The organism is Pseudarthrobacter sp. MEB009 (genome assembly GCF_030208875.1).
Lineage (GTDB): Bacteria > Actinomycetota > Actinomycetes > Actinomycetales > Micrococcaceae > Arthrobacter.
The window spans coordinates 398428-413635 of record NZ_JARVTC010000007.1 but is presented as its reverse complement, the minus strand read 5'-3'; the positions used below and the strand labels follow the sequence as shown (position 1 = coordinate 413635).

Below are 15208 nucleotides of genomic sequence, written 5' to 3'. Positions count from 1 at the left end.
TGCACAGCCTAGACGCGCAAGTATCTGCGAAGGGTCAAGAGGGACGAAATTCCTGCCAAACAAGCACCCAGCAACAGCAGCGCCGGCGCCAGGATGAGGGTCTGTCCGGCGGAAATGAACGCCGTGTCAGGGTACTGCTGGGCCATGAAGTCGCCCAGGAAGAAACGCGCCACGGCCCACAACGTGGCTGAGGCCAGGGCGGCGCCGATGACGGCGGCGATCACCCCTTCGAGGATGAACGGCAGCTGGATCACCGTCTTGGAGGCGCCCACCAGGCGCATGATCCCCGTCTCCCGGCGCCTGCTGAACGCTGAGAGCCGGATGGTGGTGGCGATCAACAGGATGGCGCAGACGATCATCACGCCGGCGATGCTGACGGCCACCAGGGAGGCTCCGTTCATGACGGAAAACAGGCGTTCCAGCAGTTGTCGTTGGTCAATGACCGTTTCCACGCCTGCCTGGGAAGAGAAGGTCTCGCTGATGATCTGGTATTTTTCCGGGTCCTTCATGTTGATCCGGAAGGACGCCGGCAGCTGGTCCGGCGTGACGGAGTCCACGATGGGCGAGTTGGAGAACTGGTTCTTGAAGTGGTCGTACGCTTCCTCGCGGGATTCGAACGCGAAGTCGTTGATGTACTGGCCCACCGCCGGGGATTCCAGCAGGGTGTTCAGGCTGTCCTGCTGCTCCGGGGTGACCGGACCGCCTGCGCAACTGGCCGCCGTCGAGCCGTCACTGCAGAGGAAAACGGCGACCTGGACCTTGTCGTACCAGTAGCCCTTCATCTGGTTGATCTGCATCTGCAACATGCCGGCCGCGCCCACAAACGTGAGGGAGACAAAGGTGACCAGGATGACCGAGACCACCATGGAGACGTTGCGGCGCAGGCCGCTGCCGATCTCGCTGAGGATGAATGCGAGCCTCACCGCTGTGCCCCGCTTTCCCCGGGCGCCTCGTCCGGGGTTTCCCGACCACTGGCATCCTTGAGCCGGCGGGACTGGCCCACCACGGGAATCATGGACGTGTAAAGGGCCTTGGCCTCGTCGCGGATAACCACGCCGTTCTTGAGTTCCACCACCCGTTTGCGCATCTCGTTGACGATGTCGTCGTCGTGCGTGGCCATCACCACGGTGGTGCCGTTCTGGTTGATCTTGTCCAGGATGCCCATGATGCCCATGGATGTGGTGGGGTCGAGGTTTCCGGTGGGCTCATCAGCCAGCAGGATGCCGGGCCGGTTGACCACGGCGCGGGCAATGGCCACGCGCTGCTGCTCACCGCCGGAAAGCTCGTGCGGCATGCGGTGCTCTTTACCTTCCAGGCCCACGGTCTTCAAGACCTCGGGGACGGTGTCCCGGATGACGCTGCGGCTTCGGCCGATGACCTGCATGGCGAAGGCCACGTTGGCGAAGACGTTTTTCTGGGGCAGGAGGCGGAAGTCCTGGAAGACAACGCCGATGCCGCGGCGCAGGCGCGGCACCCGCCAACTGGAAATCTTGGCGACGTTCTGGCCGGCGACGTACACCGCACCGGAGGACGCCCGGTCCTCCTTGAGCACAAGGCGCAGGAAGGTGGATTTTCCGGAGCCGGATGCGCCCACGAGGAAGGCGAATTCGCCGCGGTCAATCTCAAGGTTGACGGCGTCCAGCGCAGGCCTGGCTGTCTGGTCGTAGACCTTGGTGACATTTTCGAATCGGATCATGGCCCTAAGTACCCTGCAGGCATGGCTGAGACTTGCAGCCCAGTCTGCAGCCGGTGCACGGGTTTTCGTTTGGGGGAATTAGGGCCCCGGCCCCTCGACTATACGCAGGGTTGCCGGCATCACATGCTTTTTGCCGATGGCGTGTCGGCAAGGCCGCCGCCGCGGGGTTTACTTTTCGGCGTTGCGGTTATCGGTGCGCCAGCGGATGCCGGCGTCGATGAAGTCGTCGATCTCGCCATCGAACACGGCCGAGGTGTTGCCCACTTCGTGTTCGGTGCGGAGGTCCTTGACCATTTGGTAGGGGTTCAGGACGTAGGACCGCATCTGGTCGCCCCAGGAGGCTTTGACGTCGCCGGCGAAGGCCTTCTTTTCGGCGTCTTCCTGCTCCTTTTTCAGCAGCAGCAGCCGGGACTGGAGCACGCGCATGGCGGCGGCGCGGTTCTGGAGCTGCGACTTTTCGTTCTGCATGGAGACGACCGTTCCGGTGGGAAGGTGCGTGAGGCGTACTGCCGAGTCGGTGGTGTTGACCGACTGACCGCCCGGGCCCGACGAACGGAAGACGTCAACGCGGATTTCGTTGTCCGGGATCTCGATGGAGTCCGTCTGTTCGATCAGCGGAATGACCTCGACGGCGGCGAAGGACGTCTGGCGCCGGCCCTGGTTGTCGAACGGGCTGATGCGGACCAGGCGGTGGGTTCCGGCTTCAACGCTGAGGGTGCCGAACGCGTAGGGGGCCTTAACCTCGAACGTGGCGGATTTCAGGCCGGCTTCTTCGGCGTAGGACGTGTCCATCACCGTGGTGGGGTAACCGTGGCGTTCGGCCCAGCGAAGGTACATGCGCATCAGCATCTCGGCGAAGTCCGCGGCATCCACGCCGCCGGCGCCTGCCCGGATGGAGACCACGGCTTCCCGCTCATCGTATTCGCCGGACAGCAGGGTGACCACCTCGAGGTCCTTGAGGGCTTTTCGGATGGATTCCAGCTCCGTGGCTGCTTCGCCCATGGAGTCGGCGTCGCCCTCGTCCTGGCCGAGTTCCACCAGGACCTCAAGGTCGTCGATCCGGGATTCCAGGCTGGTGAGGCGCTCCAGTTCGGACTGGCGGTGGGAGAGCCTTGAGGTGATTTTCTGGGCCGCCGCCGGGTCATCCCAAAGGTTGGGCTCGCCTGCCCGCTCGCTCAGTTCGGCGATGTCTTCCTTCAGTGCCTCAACATCGGTGACGCGTTCGATGGAGGTGTAGGTGCCGCGTAGCGCGCGGATTTCAGCGGAAAAATCAATATTGGCCATGGTTGTTTAACCCTACGCTATCCGGCAAAACCGTCCGTCACGTGCCGTGGTCACCGGGTGAGCCGGGACCGGGCGGTGGACCTGGCTTCGATGGGAATACCGCCCGGGACCAGGAAGTTCACGATGGGCGGGTGGACGGCAGCGGTCAGGACCACCACTGCCGTGGCTCCGTCCCGGGTGCCGGTCTCCCCCGCCACAGCCAGGCTGTCAAAGCGGAGAGCGGCAGGGCTGCCAGCCACGAAGTCCGTGGCCGCGCTGCGGACCCTGCCCGGGTCGAGGAGGGCTGCCGGGCTGCCCGACTGGGCTGCCACCTCGCCGAGGGTGAAGCTGTCCGCCGCGGCCAGGGCGGCGCCGTCGGCCAGGGACAGCAGGCGCTTGTGCTCCAGGTACACCGAGGTGATGCCCAGCATCACGGTGGCCACCAGCAGCGCGACGGCCAGGTAGCCCACCACCATAACGGTGATCTGTCCTTCTTCGGCGCGCGGCGTCACCGGAACCTGCCGACCATTTGGGTGGATGAGGCCTGCACCTCCGTGGCATGGAGGCCAAGCCCGTTGTTAAAGGGTATGAACGGCAGGGGAACGGTCAACCGGATGGTGTAAGTGACTGTTGAGCCGGCTGCCCGGCAGTCAGCGGAGCTGCAGCTGGTATCCACCCGGGCCTGATCCAGGCCGTGGCCGAAGTCCGCAAGGGCTAGCTGAACTGCCTGCTCGGCGGCGGCGCGGGCGTCCACCTCCGCAGGCGACGCCACAAACACCTTGGCGGCCTGGTCGGCTGCACCGGCCACGGCGAAGGAAGCGCCCTGGACCTGGCCGGCAGTGATGATGAAGTACACCAGGGGAACCAGTAACAGGACCGCCAGGAAGGTGAATTCCACCACCGCGCTCCCCCGTTCACCGTCGGTTCCTGCATCCGGGTCCGCTGGTGGGTTCAGGGCCGGGAATGCATCCGGCATCCGTAGACCTGCGCTCTTCCGCGGGTCACTGCTGGACGGCCGCATGGCCCGTAACCTCCAGCATCCCCTGGGGTCCGATCAGCCCGATGACCGGCAACGGTGCGCGCACTGTCACTTCGAGGGTGCGAAGTCCCTGTACGGTCACCTCCCCGGTGCTGACCTCCCCAGCAAAGCCGGGATTCAGTGCGGTTCCGATCAGGCTGCGGGTCCGCTCCTGCGCATCCGCTGCATTACGGTCTGCGAGGGTCCCGTAGCGGGCACCCGAAGCAGCGGCATCAACAAGGGTGTTCCGGACGTGCAGGATCAGTGTCAGCTGGATGACCGCAAGGAACAGAACAGTCAGCAGGCTCCCGACCAGGACAAAATCGACCACCGCGGACCCGCGTTCGCCTGCGTCCGCCGGCTGAAGCTCGGACGCCGGTTGGCGGAGCCGGCTCCTGGCGGGGGTGGACACGGGCTACCCACCCACCGTGTCCATGGCCTGGTTGAACATCGCTTCAAGGGCGGGACCGGCCAAGGCAAGCAGCGCGGCCACCAGGACGGCCGACATCAGCGTGATCATTACCCAGCCGGGGACGTCGCCGCGTTCCGGGTGCCCACTTCCCGGAGTTTTGCCACCGGTCCGCTGTGCAGTGGAGGGGATGGTGCGGGCACGGCGGCGGTTGGCGGGCCGGTGTTTACCGGTGGTTGGCGCCAAAAGGATAACAAGCGCCACCACGACGCGGAGTCCGATGGTCTTCATTTGACCGTCCTGTTTCTTGAGTACTTCCGGAGATGGCCGCCCGGTCCCCCGACCTTGGCTGGTTGTTGGTGGCAGTGCGGCGGGCCTTCCTAAAAACCCAGATTGATGGCGGCGAGACCGGGGAAAACTGCGAAGACGACGGTAAGCGGCAGGACGCCAAACACAAGGGGCACCATCATGGCGATCTCCTTCTTGCCGGCGGCTTCCATCAGATCGCGTTTGGCGTTGTCGCGGACGTCCTGGGCCTGCGCCCGGAGCACATCAGCCAGGGGTGTTCCGCGTTCAACCGCCACGATGATTCCGTCAACGAACCTGGCCAAAGGTGCCAGGTCCGTGCGCGCTGAAAACTCCTGCAACGCCTGGACCAAAGGTTTGCCTGACCGGGTCTCGGCAAGGATCATCGCAAACTCGCGGGCCAGCTCTCCCCGGGCAGTCCTGCAAATGCGGTCCAGGCTCCCGGTGGCGCTCTCACCGGCGCTGACCGCGAGCGCCATCAGCTCTGCGAGGCTGGGAAATTCTGCCAGCATACGGACCGCCCGCCGCCGGATTTGGACTCCCAGCCAGTAGTCCCGGCCGACGAACCCACCCACGGCGCCGGCTGCGACCAGGACGGCGGCCAGCACCGGACTGAGCCGCCCGGATGCTGACCCGGGTACCATGATGGCGAGGACTGCGATGAACCCGCAGGCTGCCCACACCAGTTGTTCCACGCGGAAGTCGAGGACCGATTTGGTGATGCCCGCCTGCGCCAGGCGGCGTGCCGCGCCACCGGCAGATGGGTTCAACCGGCCCAGGGCGGCCAGCGCGTCATGCAGTACAGGCCGAAGGATACCTGCCAGCGGGCCGAACGGAGCCGGGTGGGTATCGCCGGCGAGGAGCAACCGTGATGTGAGGTTCTGCGAGCGCAGTTGCGGTTCGATCCGCTGCGCGAGAGTGGTGGCCCGCATCAGCGGTGACCTGGCAACAACAAGCCACAGGCCAATGCCCAGCGAGAGCCCTACAACGATGCCCGCGGTGGGGATGCCGTTCATCGCAGTACCCGTTCTTCCTGGGGCAAGGCGCCGATCTTCAACATTATTGAATAGCAGGTAAGGGAGACCACCAGTCCACCCAGCAGCACGGCGGCCCCCATGGGGGTGTTGTAGGCATGGACGGCCTCGGGCCTGGTGGCGAGAAGCATCAGGACAATCCAGGGCGCGGCCACGGCCAGGCGTGCGGCATTGATGGTCCACGACTGGCGCGCTTCGAGCTCGCTGCGGGTACGAGCACTTTCGCGCAGGAATTCGGCGAGAGTCCCCAGTAACCGGCCCAGATCCGTTCCGCCCACCTCGCGGGTAAGCCGCAGCGCTTCGACGATCCGGTCGGCGACAGGGTCGGCGAGCCTGTCCTTCAGCCTGGTCAGTGATCCGTCGAACTGCCCTCCGGCCCGGTAGTCAGCCCCGAAGTCCCGGAACACCGGACGCAGCTCTTCGGGGCCCTTGGTGCCCAGCTGGATCAGGGCTTCCGGAAGGGGCAGGCCGGCGCGGATGGCGGAGCGGAGATGATCCACTACATCCGGCCAGAGCTGGCGCAGCATCATGCTCCGCTTCCGCGCCTGCCACCGCAGGATGGTGATAGGAAGCCCCAGGGCGAAAAGTCCGAAGCAAGCCGCGATGGGAACGGAACGACTGACGGCGAAAACCAGTGCGCCTACCGCCGCGCCAAGGCCCAGACACGAGCCAATCAGGCCTCCGACACTCACCCTTGCGACCCCCGAGGCGGCCAAAAGGTCGGCGAGCCGGTTGGGACGGCGGGGCCTCTTCCGTGCGGCCTGCGATTCCCAGCAGGACCACCAAACAAGGAGGAGCCCTGCACCCGCCGTCATGCCTGCCAGGGCGGCCATCATCGGGGATCCAGCAGGGCGGCTACGTCGTAGCCTGCCCGGGCAAATTTTTCGGCCTCCGGCATGGAGTTTGCCCTCGGCTGCAGTACGCCGTCCACGGTGGCGAACACCAGTGACGACTCGATGATCCCGTTCTCCACCCGGCGGCCCAGCGACAGGATTTCCGTCACTTCCCGCCTGCCGTTGGCCTGCCGACAGCAATGGACCACCAGGTCGATGCACGAGGCGACCGTTGGCACCACAAACGCACTCGAGATATTCTCGCCCGCCAGTAGGGGCAGGGTGCAGATCTTGGTGACTGCGTCATGCGCCGAGTTGGCATGGACAGTGCACATCCCCGGCAGGCCGGAATTCAGGGCAATCAGCATGTCCAGGCATTCCGCTTCCCGGACCTCTCCGACCACCAGACGGTCCGGGCGCATCCTCAGCGCCTCCTTCACCAAACGACGCAAGGGTATTTCACCGTAGCCTTCGAGGTTTGGTTGCCGGCACTGGAGCCCCACCACATCCCGCAACGGGAACTGCAGCTCGAAGATTTCCTCCACGGTGATCACGCGCTCGCGGCCGCCGATGCCAGCGGCCAGGCAGTTCAACATGGTGGTTTTTCCTGCCTGCGTGGCGCCCGAGACCAGGATGTTCAGTCCGCTGGCAACTGCTGCCCCCAGAAATCTTGCGGCCTGTGGGGTCAGCGTTCCCAGTTCCACCAGGTGTTCCAGCCGGCTGGCCTTAACCACGAATTTCCGGATGTTTACTGCCCAATGCCGGCGGGTCACATCCGGTATCACCACGTGCAGCCTCGAGCCGTCGGGCAGGGACGCGTCCACGAAGGGTGAGGACACGTCCAGGCGCCGTCCTGAGCTCTTCAGCATCCGTTCCACGAGGTCGCGGACCTGCTGGTCGGTGAGGCTCAGCGAGGTCAGTTCCGACTCCCCGTTCCGCGCCACGTAGATCTCATACGGCGTGTTGAGCCAGATTTCCTCGATGCTGGGGTCATCCAGCAGGGGTTGCAGGACGCCGAACCCTGCCACCGCGTCAAAGAGGAACCTGCGCGCAGAATCCAAGGCTCCGATGGGCGGCAGGGTACCCAGCAGTGAGCGCTCGTCGTAATCGGTGACGGCAGCCTCCACCAGTCGGCGGACCTCGACGGCTTGCCGCAACGGATCAAGCCCGCGCCTGCGGATGAGCTCGCGGACCTCGTCCTCGACTATTCCCAGAGCATCCATGCGTACCCCTGTAGAACCTGCCACCTCCGTTGGAGGCAGTGCGAATGGGTCCAGCCTAGGGACCTGAGAGTGGGGTGCCAAGGCACCCGGCAGCGAATGTGGAAAACCCCTGCTTCCGGCGGAGCCAAAAGTCGGCGGCTTTCCCGCTACGGCGCCAGCAACCTGCAGAGATCCGTGACGGTCCCCGGCCCCGTGAGGCCCCCGTCAGGGTCGACGGGCCCATCCAGCGTCCAAGCCACCTGGCCTACTGTCAGGAACACGCCGCCCGGATATCCGGTGTGCTTTGGAACCGTGATCAAGTTCCGTCCGGTGGCTTTGTAAATAAAATCAGCGGTTCCAGGGTCCCAGGCAACGCGCACCGTTCCGTTGATGGACGAGCTGAAAACCTTCAAAGCGGGCGCTGGTCCCGAAAGGGTTAGCGTGGAAGCCGCGGCGACGTTGGTAAACAGGGTGACGGGCTTGGAACCGGCAAAGTGGAGGGAGTGGGGAATCACCTTTTCAGCTCCCGTGACCTGCGCAGATATGACGAAACCGGGGCAATCGAACTGCTGAACCGAGGGATCTGTGGGAGTTGGCGGGGCGGCTGTGGCAGTACCCGTTCCCGGTCCGGCCAAAAGTCCAATGGCCATCACCAGCGGGGCTGTTCTGCGTTTCATGAGGAGTCTCCTTGGCGGTCGCAACAAGTTCCCCCCAGGGGACGGGATAAATCCCTGACAACAGCGTTCGGGCATCTTATGCCCGGGCCGCAGCACCAGCAAGATCCCTGCCGTACCGGTACTTCCCGGGCGAACACTGTTACCGCATTAAGGGCCGCAGCCCGCCTCTTCCGGTAGGCAACGAAAAATTGGGGATCCATTAACAACTCTAAAAAACCGGCTGTCAGCTGTAGCCATTGCCGGCGCTGCCCAGCACTTATATCGGTGCCGGCATCAGCCAGGCCTGGTGGAACACAGGCGGCCAAACCGGCGCTGCAACCCTGGTGAGGGTGAGCTGAAGTTCGGCTTCCCTGCCCCTGAATAGTTTATCAATTTATTGGAATTAATCGTCCATATTGGTAATGTAGCCAAAGTCCCGTCCCTTCCTCGCGGCATGATGCAGGGGCCGGGCGCCCAGGAACCAAGTCGTTCCTGCGCCGTTTTTCCTTTGGGGGGAGTAAACACCGTGGCTTTAGCGTTTGATGATGATGCTGCCACGTCGTTGGTCGGGGTTGCCAGGGATGTGGATGGGCGGCTTCGTGATGAGGGTGTGTTGCGTCGTGGCGCGGTGGAGACGGCGCTGGAGGATTTCGCCGGCGCGTACGCCGACCTGTTCAGGGAAGCTTCCTCCAGTGAGGCTGAAGATCGTGGAAAACTCGCCGCTGTACTTGACGGTCTTGCCGGACAGATCGAAGAAGCGCAGCAGAAGGCGCGGTCGGAACGCGAGCGCCAATCCCGTTTGGCAGCGTGGCAGGTGCGGGAAGCTGAACGTGAAAGCAGGCCCGAGAACTTCATCGGAGACATCGGCTCCGCAGTGGAGGGGCTCTTTGATCCGAAACCCTCTGAGACCCCCATCGCGCCACCAACCATTTCAGCGGCCTTCTCCCCCAGCCAACGCAACCGCAGCGCGGGCTCTGGGTCCTCGGACGGGAAGAGTTCGGCCGTTCCCGACCATTTACGCACCTTCGTGGCCCAAGCCAGGGCAGGTAACACAGGCATGCGGCAAGACCTCATGCAGCTTCGCAACGCTTGGTCGTCATTTACCTCTTCCTGCTCGTGGGTGCTGCTCGGATCGAACTCTTTCCCAGGGGGCTTTGAGCGGCTGTTGGGCGAAAACGAGGCTGATGCGAAGTGGATTGAACATATCGCCGATGCGTTCGCCGCGGCCGGCGGCGGATCCATTTCAAATCCCGCACTCGATGTTGCCGCTGCTGCTGTCACGCCACTAAGCAATCGGGAACTCTTAGATTTGTTCTCGACCCTGTCGGCGAAAGAACTCGCTGCCACGATTGCGGCCTCTCCTGCCCTGCGGTCTCATCTTCAGCTGATGAACCCGGGCGAAATCCACACGTGGTGGACAGGCCTGAACCCGCCAACGGGTAGCAAAACCCCGTTCTCGGAACGGCAGGACCTATTGCTGACACAGTTTCCTACGGATTTCGGAAATCTGGAAGGAGTGCCTTATACGGCCCGGAATCAGGCCAACCAAACCGCGCTCAAGGCAGCGGTCGCCGATGCGGAGACCTGGATCGCGCAAATACAGGCTTTGATCTACGACACTCCCTCGGGCTTCGGCGCGGCGTCCCCGTTGGCGGCCGGATTGGAGCAAACGCTCAACAACTTTCAAAAGCAACTCGACGGGCTGCGCAACATCCAAAAGGCGCAATTCACGCCTGAGGGGTGGGAGAAACGGCAATTGGTTTCCTTCACCGAGGACAAGCCCCCGTTGGCTGCGGTGTCGGTCGGTGATCTCGATACGGCCGGCAGTGTCACCTACGCTGTTCCGGGGATGGGCACGACCAGCAATGACATGACGGGGTGGACGAAAGCAGCCCAAAACCTGCACGACCAGCTTCCCTCGGGGAGCGCCGTGGTGTCCTGGATCGGATATGAGACACCTCCCGTGCCGGCATTGGACAACAATCTCGACGTCGGCGTTCTTGATGTGAATCGAGCAGTCGCGGGTGGGCAGAAGCTGGCGGGAGCCCTCGGCGGCCTGGCTGCAGTCCGCGGTGAGAGCGCGCCGCAGCTCAATATTGTGGCGCACTCCTACGGAACGACCACCGCTGCGGTGGCCCTCACGCAGCCTGGAATCCGGGTGGATAACTTCGTCACCCTTGGCTCCGCAGGACTACCGGACAACGTCCATACCGCCGCTGACCTCAACGTCGGACACGTATACTCCGGACATGCGCGCGACAAGATACCTGGGGAAACCGAAAGCGGAGACCAGTGGGCCTGGACCGGCCGGGAAACCAGCCGCGATCACCACGTGAACCCGATCAAACCTGAGTTCGGTTCCCACGCCTTCGGCACTGACGCTGGCGGCGACGCCGGGAGGGCCGTAACAGACCATAGCGCGCTCATTGGTGACGACGGCGAACAAGCCGGATACTTCGACAAGAGGACTGAATCCCTGAAGAACACGGTCTGGGCAATCACAGGCGAAGCGGAAAAGATGAGCCCGTATGTGCCCCTGGGTCCGACGGATCTGCAGAAAGCCTTACTGGAAGGGTTGTCCAATGCCGGCCGCTAAAAAACATATGAGGACACTCACTGCGGCCCTGGTCGGACTCGTGATGGGAATGACGGTATCCGCATGCGCTGAGAAGGAGCCAAACACCACAATGTCAGAGACTACGACACCGGAACAGACGGTCAGCGCCAGAGATGGACGGGACCGTGTGGTCGAGCTCGTCATCAACACCACCAAACAGCTCGACGTCACCGGGTGGTGGCCCCGCAACGGTGTAGCCGGGGCGCAGGAATGCGCCCTCGGAAAAGGTGTGGAGGGTGCCAACTACAGCTACGACCACTGGGCACCCCAGGGAACGGAACACATTAAAGACGCCCAACGCGTCGCCGAATACTGGGAATCCCTGGGCATGACCGTACGCACCGTAAACCCGACAACACACCCGGTGGTCTTCGCAGAGGGCGGACCCGTCCTCCGGGCTGAATTCGATACTGATGCCGCTGACCAGTCCTACAGTATCGGCGCTACCGCCCCCTGCTCGCCGGGCGACGCATGGGAGCTGAATGTTGAGGATCAGGCCGAGCGGGATCAGGGCAAGGTGCTTCCCGGGGACGAAGGAGTAATCCCGAAACCCGATCCGCGGGACACCTCCACTCCGCCGTCCAAGTAAAGCTGTGCAGAGTAAAGCTGTGCAGACGAGGGACGCGTCCACGACGCGTGAGGGCCCGTCCAGGCGCCGTCCTGAGCTTTCGAGCATCCGTTCTACGACGCCGCGGACCTGCTGGTCGCTCAGCGCGGACAGTTCCGACGCCCCGTTCCGCGCCACGTAAATCTCATACGGCGTGTTGGGCGGAGGAGTGCCAAGGTGTTCCCGCACGAATGTGGAAGACCTCCGCGCGCCGGTGTCTCCACGCGCCTTTCCGCCCGTTTCCGGCGCCGACTCTGCCCCGCAAAAGATGAGGATGCCGTGTGACTTCCGGCCCCTTGCGTCTGCCTGCATAATGGTCACATTGGAATCAACTGAAACACTGGTCACATTTAGCACATGGTGCTACGTTGGCCCAGCCAGTTGTCTCTGACATTCCCCTGCGGAATCCCGGATGTGTTGTTTGTCCGGGATCAGCAGATTCTGATGGCTCGCTTCTGGGGAGCGGCCCTATCACCGGAGTTCATATGAAGTCGCGCCCGTCGCCTGTCTCACGACCCTTTCTCAGCCTGATTGGCGCGGCCGCGCTGGCAGCGTCCCTGATAGCAGGGCCGGGCATCGCCTCGGCAGTAACGCCGCAGCCCACAGTCCCGCCCGTGTCCGGATCGGCGGTGGAAACCAGCAAGCCGGCAACCGGCACCGGCGCTCAGCAGACCACACCCGCCGCACCGGCCCCGTCGCCCTCCGCCACACCGACAGCTCCCGCCCCGGCACAGACCCTACCGGCGCCTGCGCCGGCCCCCGCAGCACCGTCACCTGAGCCAACCCTTAACGAATCCATGGCAGACGTGCTGGCGGCCGGCGGGGCCGAAATGGGTCAACGGTCAGCGCGGGTGACCGCCAGGAGTTCCTCAGCACGGTTACTCCGCTCCGAATCGCCGTCCGCAGAAGGCACGTGGATGCCCACCTTTGGCGTCCAGGGCCTGGATGTCAGCGGACACCAGCCAAGCGTGGACTGGAACCAGCAGTGGAACATGGGCGCGCGCTTCGCGTACGTCAAGGCCACCGAAGGCACGTACTACACAAATCCGTCCTACTCATCCCAGTACCAGGGTTCACGCAACGTCGGGATGATCCGCGGCGCCTACCACTTCGCCATCCCCAACAGGTCCTCCGGCGCCGAGCAGGCCCGGTACTTCGTCCGCAACGGCGGCGGCTGGTCAGCCGACGGCTCAACGCTGCCGCCTGTCCTGGACTTCGAGTTCAACCCCTACGAGGGCCGGACCATCGACGGGATCTACTACGGCAACACCTGCTACGACATGTCCGCCGCGCAGCTTGGCGCCTGGGTCAGGGACTTCGGCAACACCGTCAGGTCGCTGACAGGGCGCCTGCCCGCCATTTACACCAACACCTCATGGTGGAACCAGTGCCTCGGCAACCCGACAGGGTTCGGAGACTACCCCCTCTGGGTTGCCGCCTACCCCGGCGCCCCGACAAACAACGCCGGCGCCGTTCCCACCGGCAGCTGGAACACCTACAGCATCTGGCAGTACAGCAGCACCGGACCCCTGGCCGGCGACTCAAACGTGTGGAACGGTGACCTGGCAGGGCTGAAGGCCTTCGCGTCGAACAGCAACAACGTGGCCGCCGCGGCGCCCATCAATGCGCTGCGTGCCACGCTGCCCGCCCTCGGGGCTGCCACCAGCGACATCGTCTGCGGACTCCGGGATGGCGGCTGTTACCGCGTCTACCAGGGCGGCGCCATCATGTGGTCGCCTGACTTGGGCGCCCAACCGAGCCTCAACGGACCCATCAGGGACGCCTGGCAGCGGAACGGCTTCGAAAACGGCTCCCTGGGCTACCCCACATCAGGGGTGGTATGCGGGCTCAAGAAGGGTGGCTGCTTCCAGAACTACCAGGGCGGCTCCATCCTCTGGTCCCCTGCCACCGGCGCATCAGTCCTCGGCTTCGGCGCCATCCGGGATTACTGGGCGGCCAGGGGCTATGAGAACGGCGCCCTGGGCTACCCCACCAGCAACGCGGTGTGCGGCCTCAAAGCAGGCGGCTGCTTCCAGTTGTTCGAGGCCGGAACGGTCCTCTGGAGCCCCGCAACGGCTGCGAAGCTGGTCAAGGCCGGCCCCCTGCTGGACGCCTGGGGCCGTGCCGGCTATGAAAACGGCCTCCTGGGCTACCCTGCCGCGGAAGCCACCTGCGCAGCCTCCACCTGCCGGCAGAATTTCACGGGCGGGGTGGTGGCCTGGACCTCAACCACAGGCGCCTGGCCCATCTACCTGGGCATGGCTGACTCATGGAAGGCGGCACTGACCCGGGGCGAACCGATCGGCTACCCCATCGGCGGGGAAGTCTGCGGCATCCGGGCCGGCGGCTGCTACCAACTGTTCCAGAAGGGAACCCTCCTGTTCTCACCTGCCACCGGGGCATTCCCGGTCACCGGCAAACTGCTCTCCTACTGGCAGAGCACCGGTTTTGAAAACGGGAGCCTGGGCTACCCCACCGGCACTGCAACCTGCTCCGATGCGCAGACCCAGTGCCGGCAGCCGTTTGAAAAAGGCGTCGCCGCCTACTCCCGTGCCACTCCCCCTGCGACCGTTCCAGCCGGACCCATGGCTGCAGGATGGGCAACATCCGGCTGGGGCACCGGTACGCTGGGGTTCCCAACCTCAGGCCAGTACTGCGGACTCAAGGACGCAGGCTGCTTCCAGATGTTTGAGAAGGGAGCCCTGATGTACTCACCGAAGACCGGCGCCCAGCCCAGCATCAACGGCCCCATCCGCGACTTCTGGCAGAAGGCCGGATTCGAGAACAGCACCCTCGGCTACCCGGCATCCGGCGTTGTTTGTGGACTGGCGGGCGGCGGTTGCTTCCAGAACTACTCGGCCGGAACCGTCATGTGGTCCAAGGCCAGCGGCGCCAACGCCGTCATGTTTGGCCCCGTCCGGGACGCCTGGGCCGGTTCCGGCTTCGAAGGTGGAAAACTTGGCTACCCGGTCAGCGGGCAAATCTGCGGCCTGCAGAAAAACGGCTGTTTCCAGAACTTCACCAAGGGAACCGTCATGTACTCGCCCTCAACCGGGGCGCACGCCCTGACCTCGGCCCCCATCCGGGCCAGGTGGGCCACCTCCGGGTATGAGACCGGGTCCCTGGGCTACCCCACCAGCGGAACGACCTGCGGCCTGCGCAGCGGAGGGTGTTTCCAGAACTTCGAAAAGGGAACCATCATGTGGTCGCCCACCAGCGGCGCCCATCCCCTCACGCCAGGCCCCATCCAGCAAGCCTGGGCAACCCAGGGGTTCGAGGCGGGCCGGCTCGGCTTCCCCACGTCAAGCCAGACGTGCACGCCCGGCAACGGTTCCTGCAGCCAGAACTTCCAGAACGGCCGGGTCAACTGGACCGCTTCACGCGGTGTCTGGACCACAGTGTCCTAGCACGCGGCACCAGCAGAAGGAGGGCCCGGACACGGTAACGCACCGTCGCCGGGCCCTCTTGTGTTGTTGACGCAATTAACGAAAATGCTCCCCGAACGCCGGACGGAATATCCGTCGGCATCCGGGGAGCGGTCCGCCGGCTCTGCAGTGCGCGGCGCCC

13 protein-coding genes and 1 pseudogene are annotated in these 15208 nt (G+C 64.3%); 3 read left to right on the top strand and 11 right to left on the bottom strand.

Features of this window, described 5'->3' with window-relative positions; all coding sequences use genetic code 11:
• Positions 1–8: 8 nt before the first annotated feature.
• The 10 genes from ftsX to QRN07_RS07705 form a co-directional block, all read right to left on the bottom strand.
• Positions 9–923: a permease-like cell division protein FtsX gene (gene ftsX / locus QRN07_RS07750; protein WP_050685639.1), complete on the bottom strand. Its 915-nt coding sequence runs from the start codon at positions 921–923 to the stop codon at positions 9–11.
• Positions 920–1696 (bottom strand): cell division ATP-binding protein FtsE, encoded by a 777-nt coding sequence (gene ftsE, locus QRN07_RS07745; protein ID WP_056597213.1) that lies wholly within the window; start codon positions 1694–1696, stop codon positions 920–922. Before ftsE ends, ftsX begins: the two co-directional genes overlap by 4 nt.
• A gap of 168 nt (positions 1697–1864) precedes the next feature.
• Positions 1865–2980 carry a peptide chain release factor 2 gene (gene prfB / locus QRN07_RS07740; RefSeq protein ID WP_056597211.1) on the bottom strand — a complete coding sequence of 372 codons (1116 nt, stop codon included), beginning with the start codon at positions 2978–2980 and terminating at the stop codon, positions 1865–1867.
• A gap of 50 nt (positions 2981–3030) precedes the next feature.
• Positions 3031–3435, bottom strand: coding sequence for a pilus assembly protein TadG-related protein (locus tag QRN07_RS07735; RefSeq protein WP_050685636.1), 405 nt, complete (start codon positions 3433–3435; stop codon positions 3031–3033).
• A gap of 32 nt (positions 3436–3467) precedes the next feature.
• Positions 3468–3935, bottom strand: coding sequence for a hypothetical protein (locus QRN07_RS07730; RefSeq protein ID WP_050685635.1), 468 nt, complete (start codon positions 3933–3935; stop codon positions 3468–3470).
• A gap of 25 nt (positions 3936–3960) precedes the next feature.
• Positions 3961–4308, bottom strand: a complete 348-nt coding sequence (locus tag QRN07_RS07725; protein ID WP_231686064.1) for a TadE family protein — start codon at positions 4306–4308, stop codon at positions 3961–3963.
• Between the two features lie 84 nt (positions 4309–4392).
• Positions 4393–4677, bottom strand: coding sequence for a hypothetical protein (locus tag QRN07_RS07720; protein ID WP_285240745.1), 285 nt, complete (start codon positions 4675–4677; stop codon positions 4393–4395).
• Between the two features lie 89 nt (positions 4678–4766).
• Positions 4767–5708 (bottom strand): type II secretion system F family protein, encoded by a 942-nt coding sequence (locus QRN07_RS07715; RefSeq protein ID WP_285240744.1) that lies wholly within the window; start codon positions 5706–5708, stop codon positions 4767–4769.
• Positions 5705–6559, bottom strand: coding sequence for a type II secretion system F family protein (locus QRN07_RS07710; protein WP_056597482.1), 855 nt, complete (start codon positions 6557–6559; stop codon positions 5705–5707). The genes QRN07_RS07715 and QRN07_RS07710 overlap by 4 nt, the downstream gene beginning before the upstream one ends.
• Positions 6559–7782: a TadA family conjugal transfer-associated ATPase gene (locus tag QRN07_RS07705; RefSeq protein WP_285240743.1), complete on the bottom strand. Its 1224-nt coding sequence runs from the start codon at positions 7780–7782 to the stop codon at positions 6559–6561. The genes QRN07_RS07710 and QRN07_RS07705 overlap by 1 nt, the downstream gene beginning before the upstream one ends.
• 1161 nt (positions 7783–8943) lie before the next feature.
• Here QRN07_RS07705 and QRN07_RS07700 point away from each other — a divergent pair.
• Entirely contained in the window at positions 8944–11013 is a 2070-nt protein-coding gene (locus QRN07_RS07700) for an alpha/beta hydrolase (RefSeq protein WP_285240742.1), read from the top strand.
• A 91-nt stretch (positions 11014–11104) separates the two neighbouring features.
• Positions 11105–11623 (top strand): hypothetical protein, encoded by a 519-nt coding sequence (locus QRN07_RS07695; RefSeq protein ID WP_285240793.1) that lies wholly within the window; start codon positions 11105–11107, stop codon positions 11621–11623.
• 27 nt (positions 11624–11650) lie between these two features.
• On the opposite strand, the pseudogene QRN07_RS07690 reads toward QRN07_RS07695, so the two are convergent.
• Positions 11651–11800, bottom strand: a pseudogene (locus QRN07_RS07690) (CpaF family protein); the annotation flags it as partial.
• A gap of 758 nt (positions 11801–12558) precedes the next feature.
• Here QRN07_RS07690 and QRN07_RS07685 point away from each other — a divergent pair.
• Positions 12559–15048 (top strand): GH25 family lysozyme, encoded by a 2490-nt coding sequence (locus QRN07_RS07685; protein ID WP_285240741.1) that lies wholly within the window; start codon positions 12559–12561, stop codon positions 15046–15048.
• The last annotated feature ends 160 nt before the right edge of the window (positions 15049–15208 follow it).

What these genes read in the sequence shown, in the direction of transcription:
- QRN07_RS07735 (WP_050685636.1), bottom strand. Translation starts at nt 3,435, where the DNA reads ATGGTGGTGGGCTACCTGGCCGTCGCGCTGCTGGTGGCCACCGTGATG.
- QRN07_RS07730 (WP_050685635.1), bottom strand. Translation starts at nt 3,935, where the DNA reads ATGCCGGATGCATTCCCGGCCCTGAACCCACCAGCGGACCCGGATGCA.
- QRN07_RS07720 (WP_285240745.1), bottom strand. Translation starts at nt 4,677, where the DNA reads ATGAAGACCATCGGACTCCGCGTCGTGGTGGCGCTTGTTATCCTTTTG.
- QRN07_RS07695 (WP_285240793.1), top strand. Translation starts at nt 11,105, where the DNA reads ATGTCAGAGACTACGACACCGGAACAGACGGTCAGCGCCAGAGATGGA.
- QRN07_RS07715 (WP_285240744.1), bottom strand. Translation starts at nt 5,708, where the DNA reads ATGAACGGCATCCCCACCGCGGGCATCGTTGTAGGGCTCTCGCTGGGC.
- prfB (WP_056597211.1), bottom strand. Translation starts at nt 2,980, where the DNA reads ATGGCCAATATTGATTTTTCCGCTGAAATCCGCGCGCTACGCGGCACC.
- ftsE (WP_056597213.1), bottom strand. Translation starts at nt 1,696, where the DNA reads ATGATCCGATTCGAAAATGTCACCAAGGTCTACGACCAGACAGCCAGG.
- QRN07_RS07685 (WP_285240741.1), top strand. Translation starts at nt 12,559, where the DNA reads ATGCCCACCTTTGGCGTCCAGGGCCTGGATGTCAGCGGACACCAGCCA.
- QRN07_RS07705 (WP_285240743.1), bottom strand. Translation starts at nt 7,782, where the DNA reads ATGGATGCTCTGGGAATAGTCGAGGACGAGGTCCGCGAGCTCATCCGC.
- QRN07_RS07710 (WP_056597482.1), bottom strand. Translation starts at nt 6,559, where the DNA reads ATGGCCGCCCTGGCAGGCATGACGGCGGGTGCAGGGCTCCTCCTTGTT.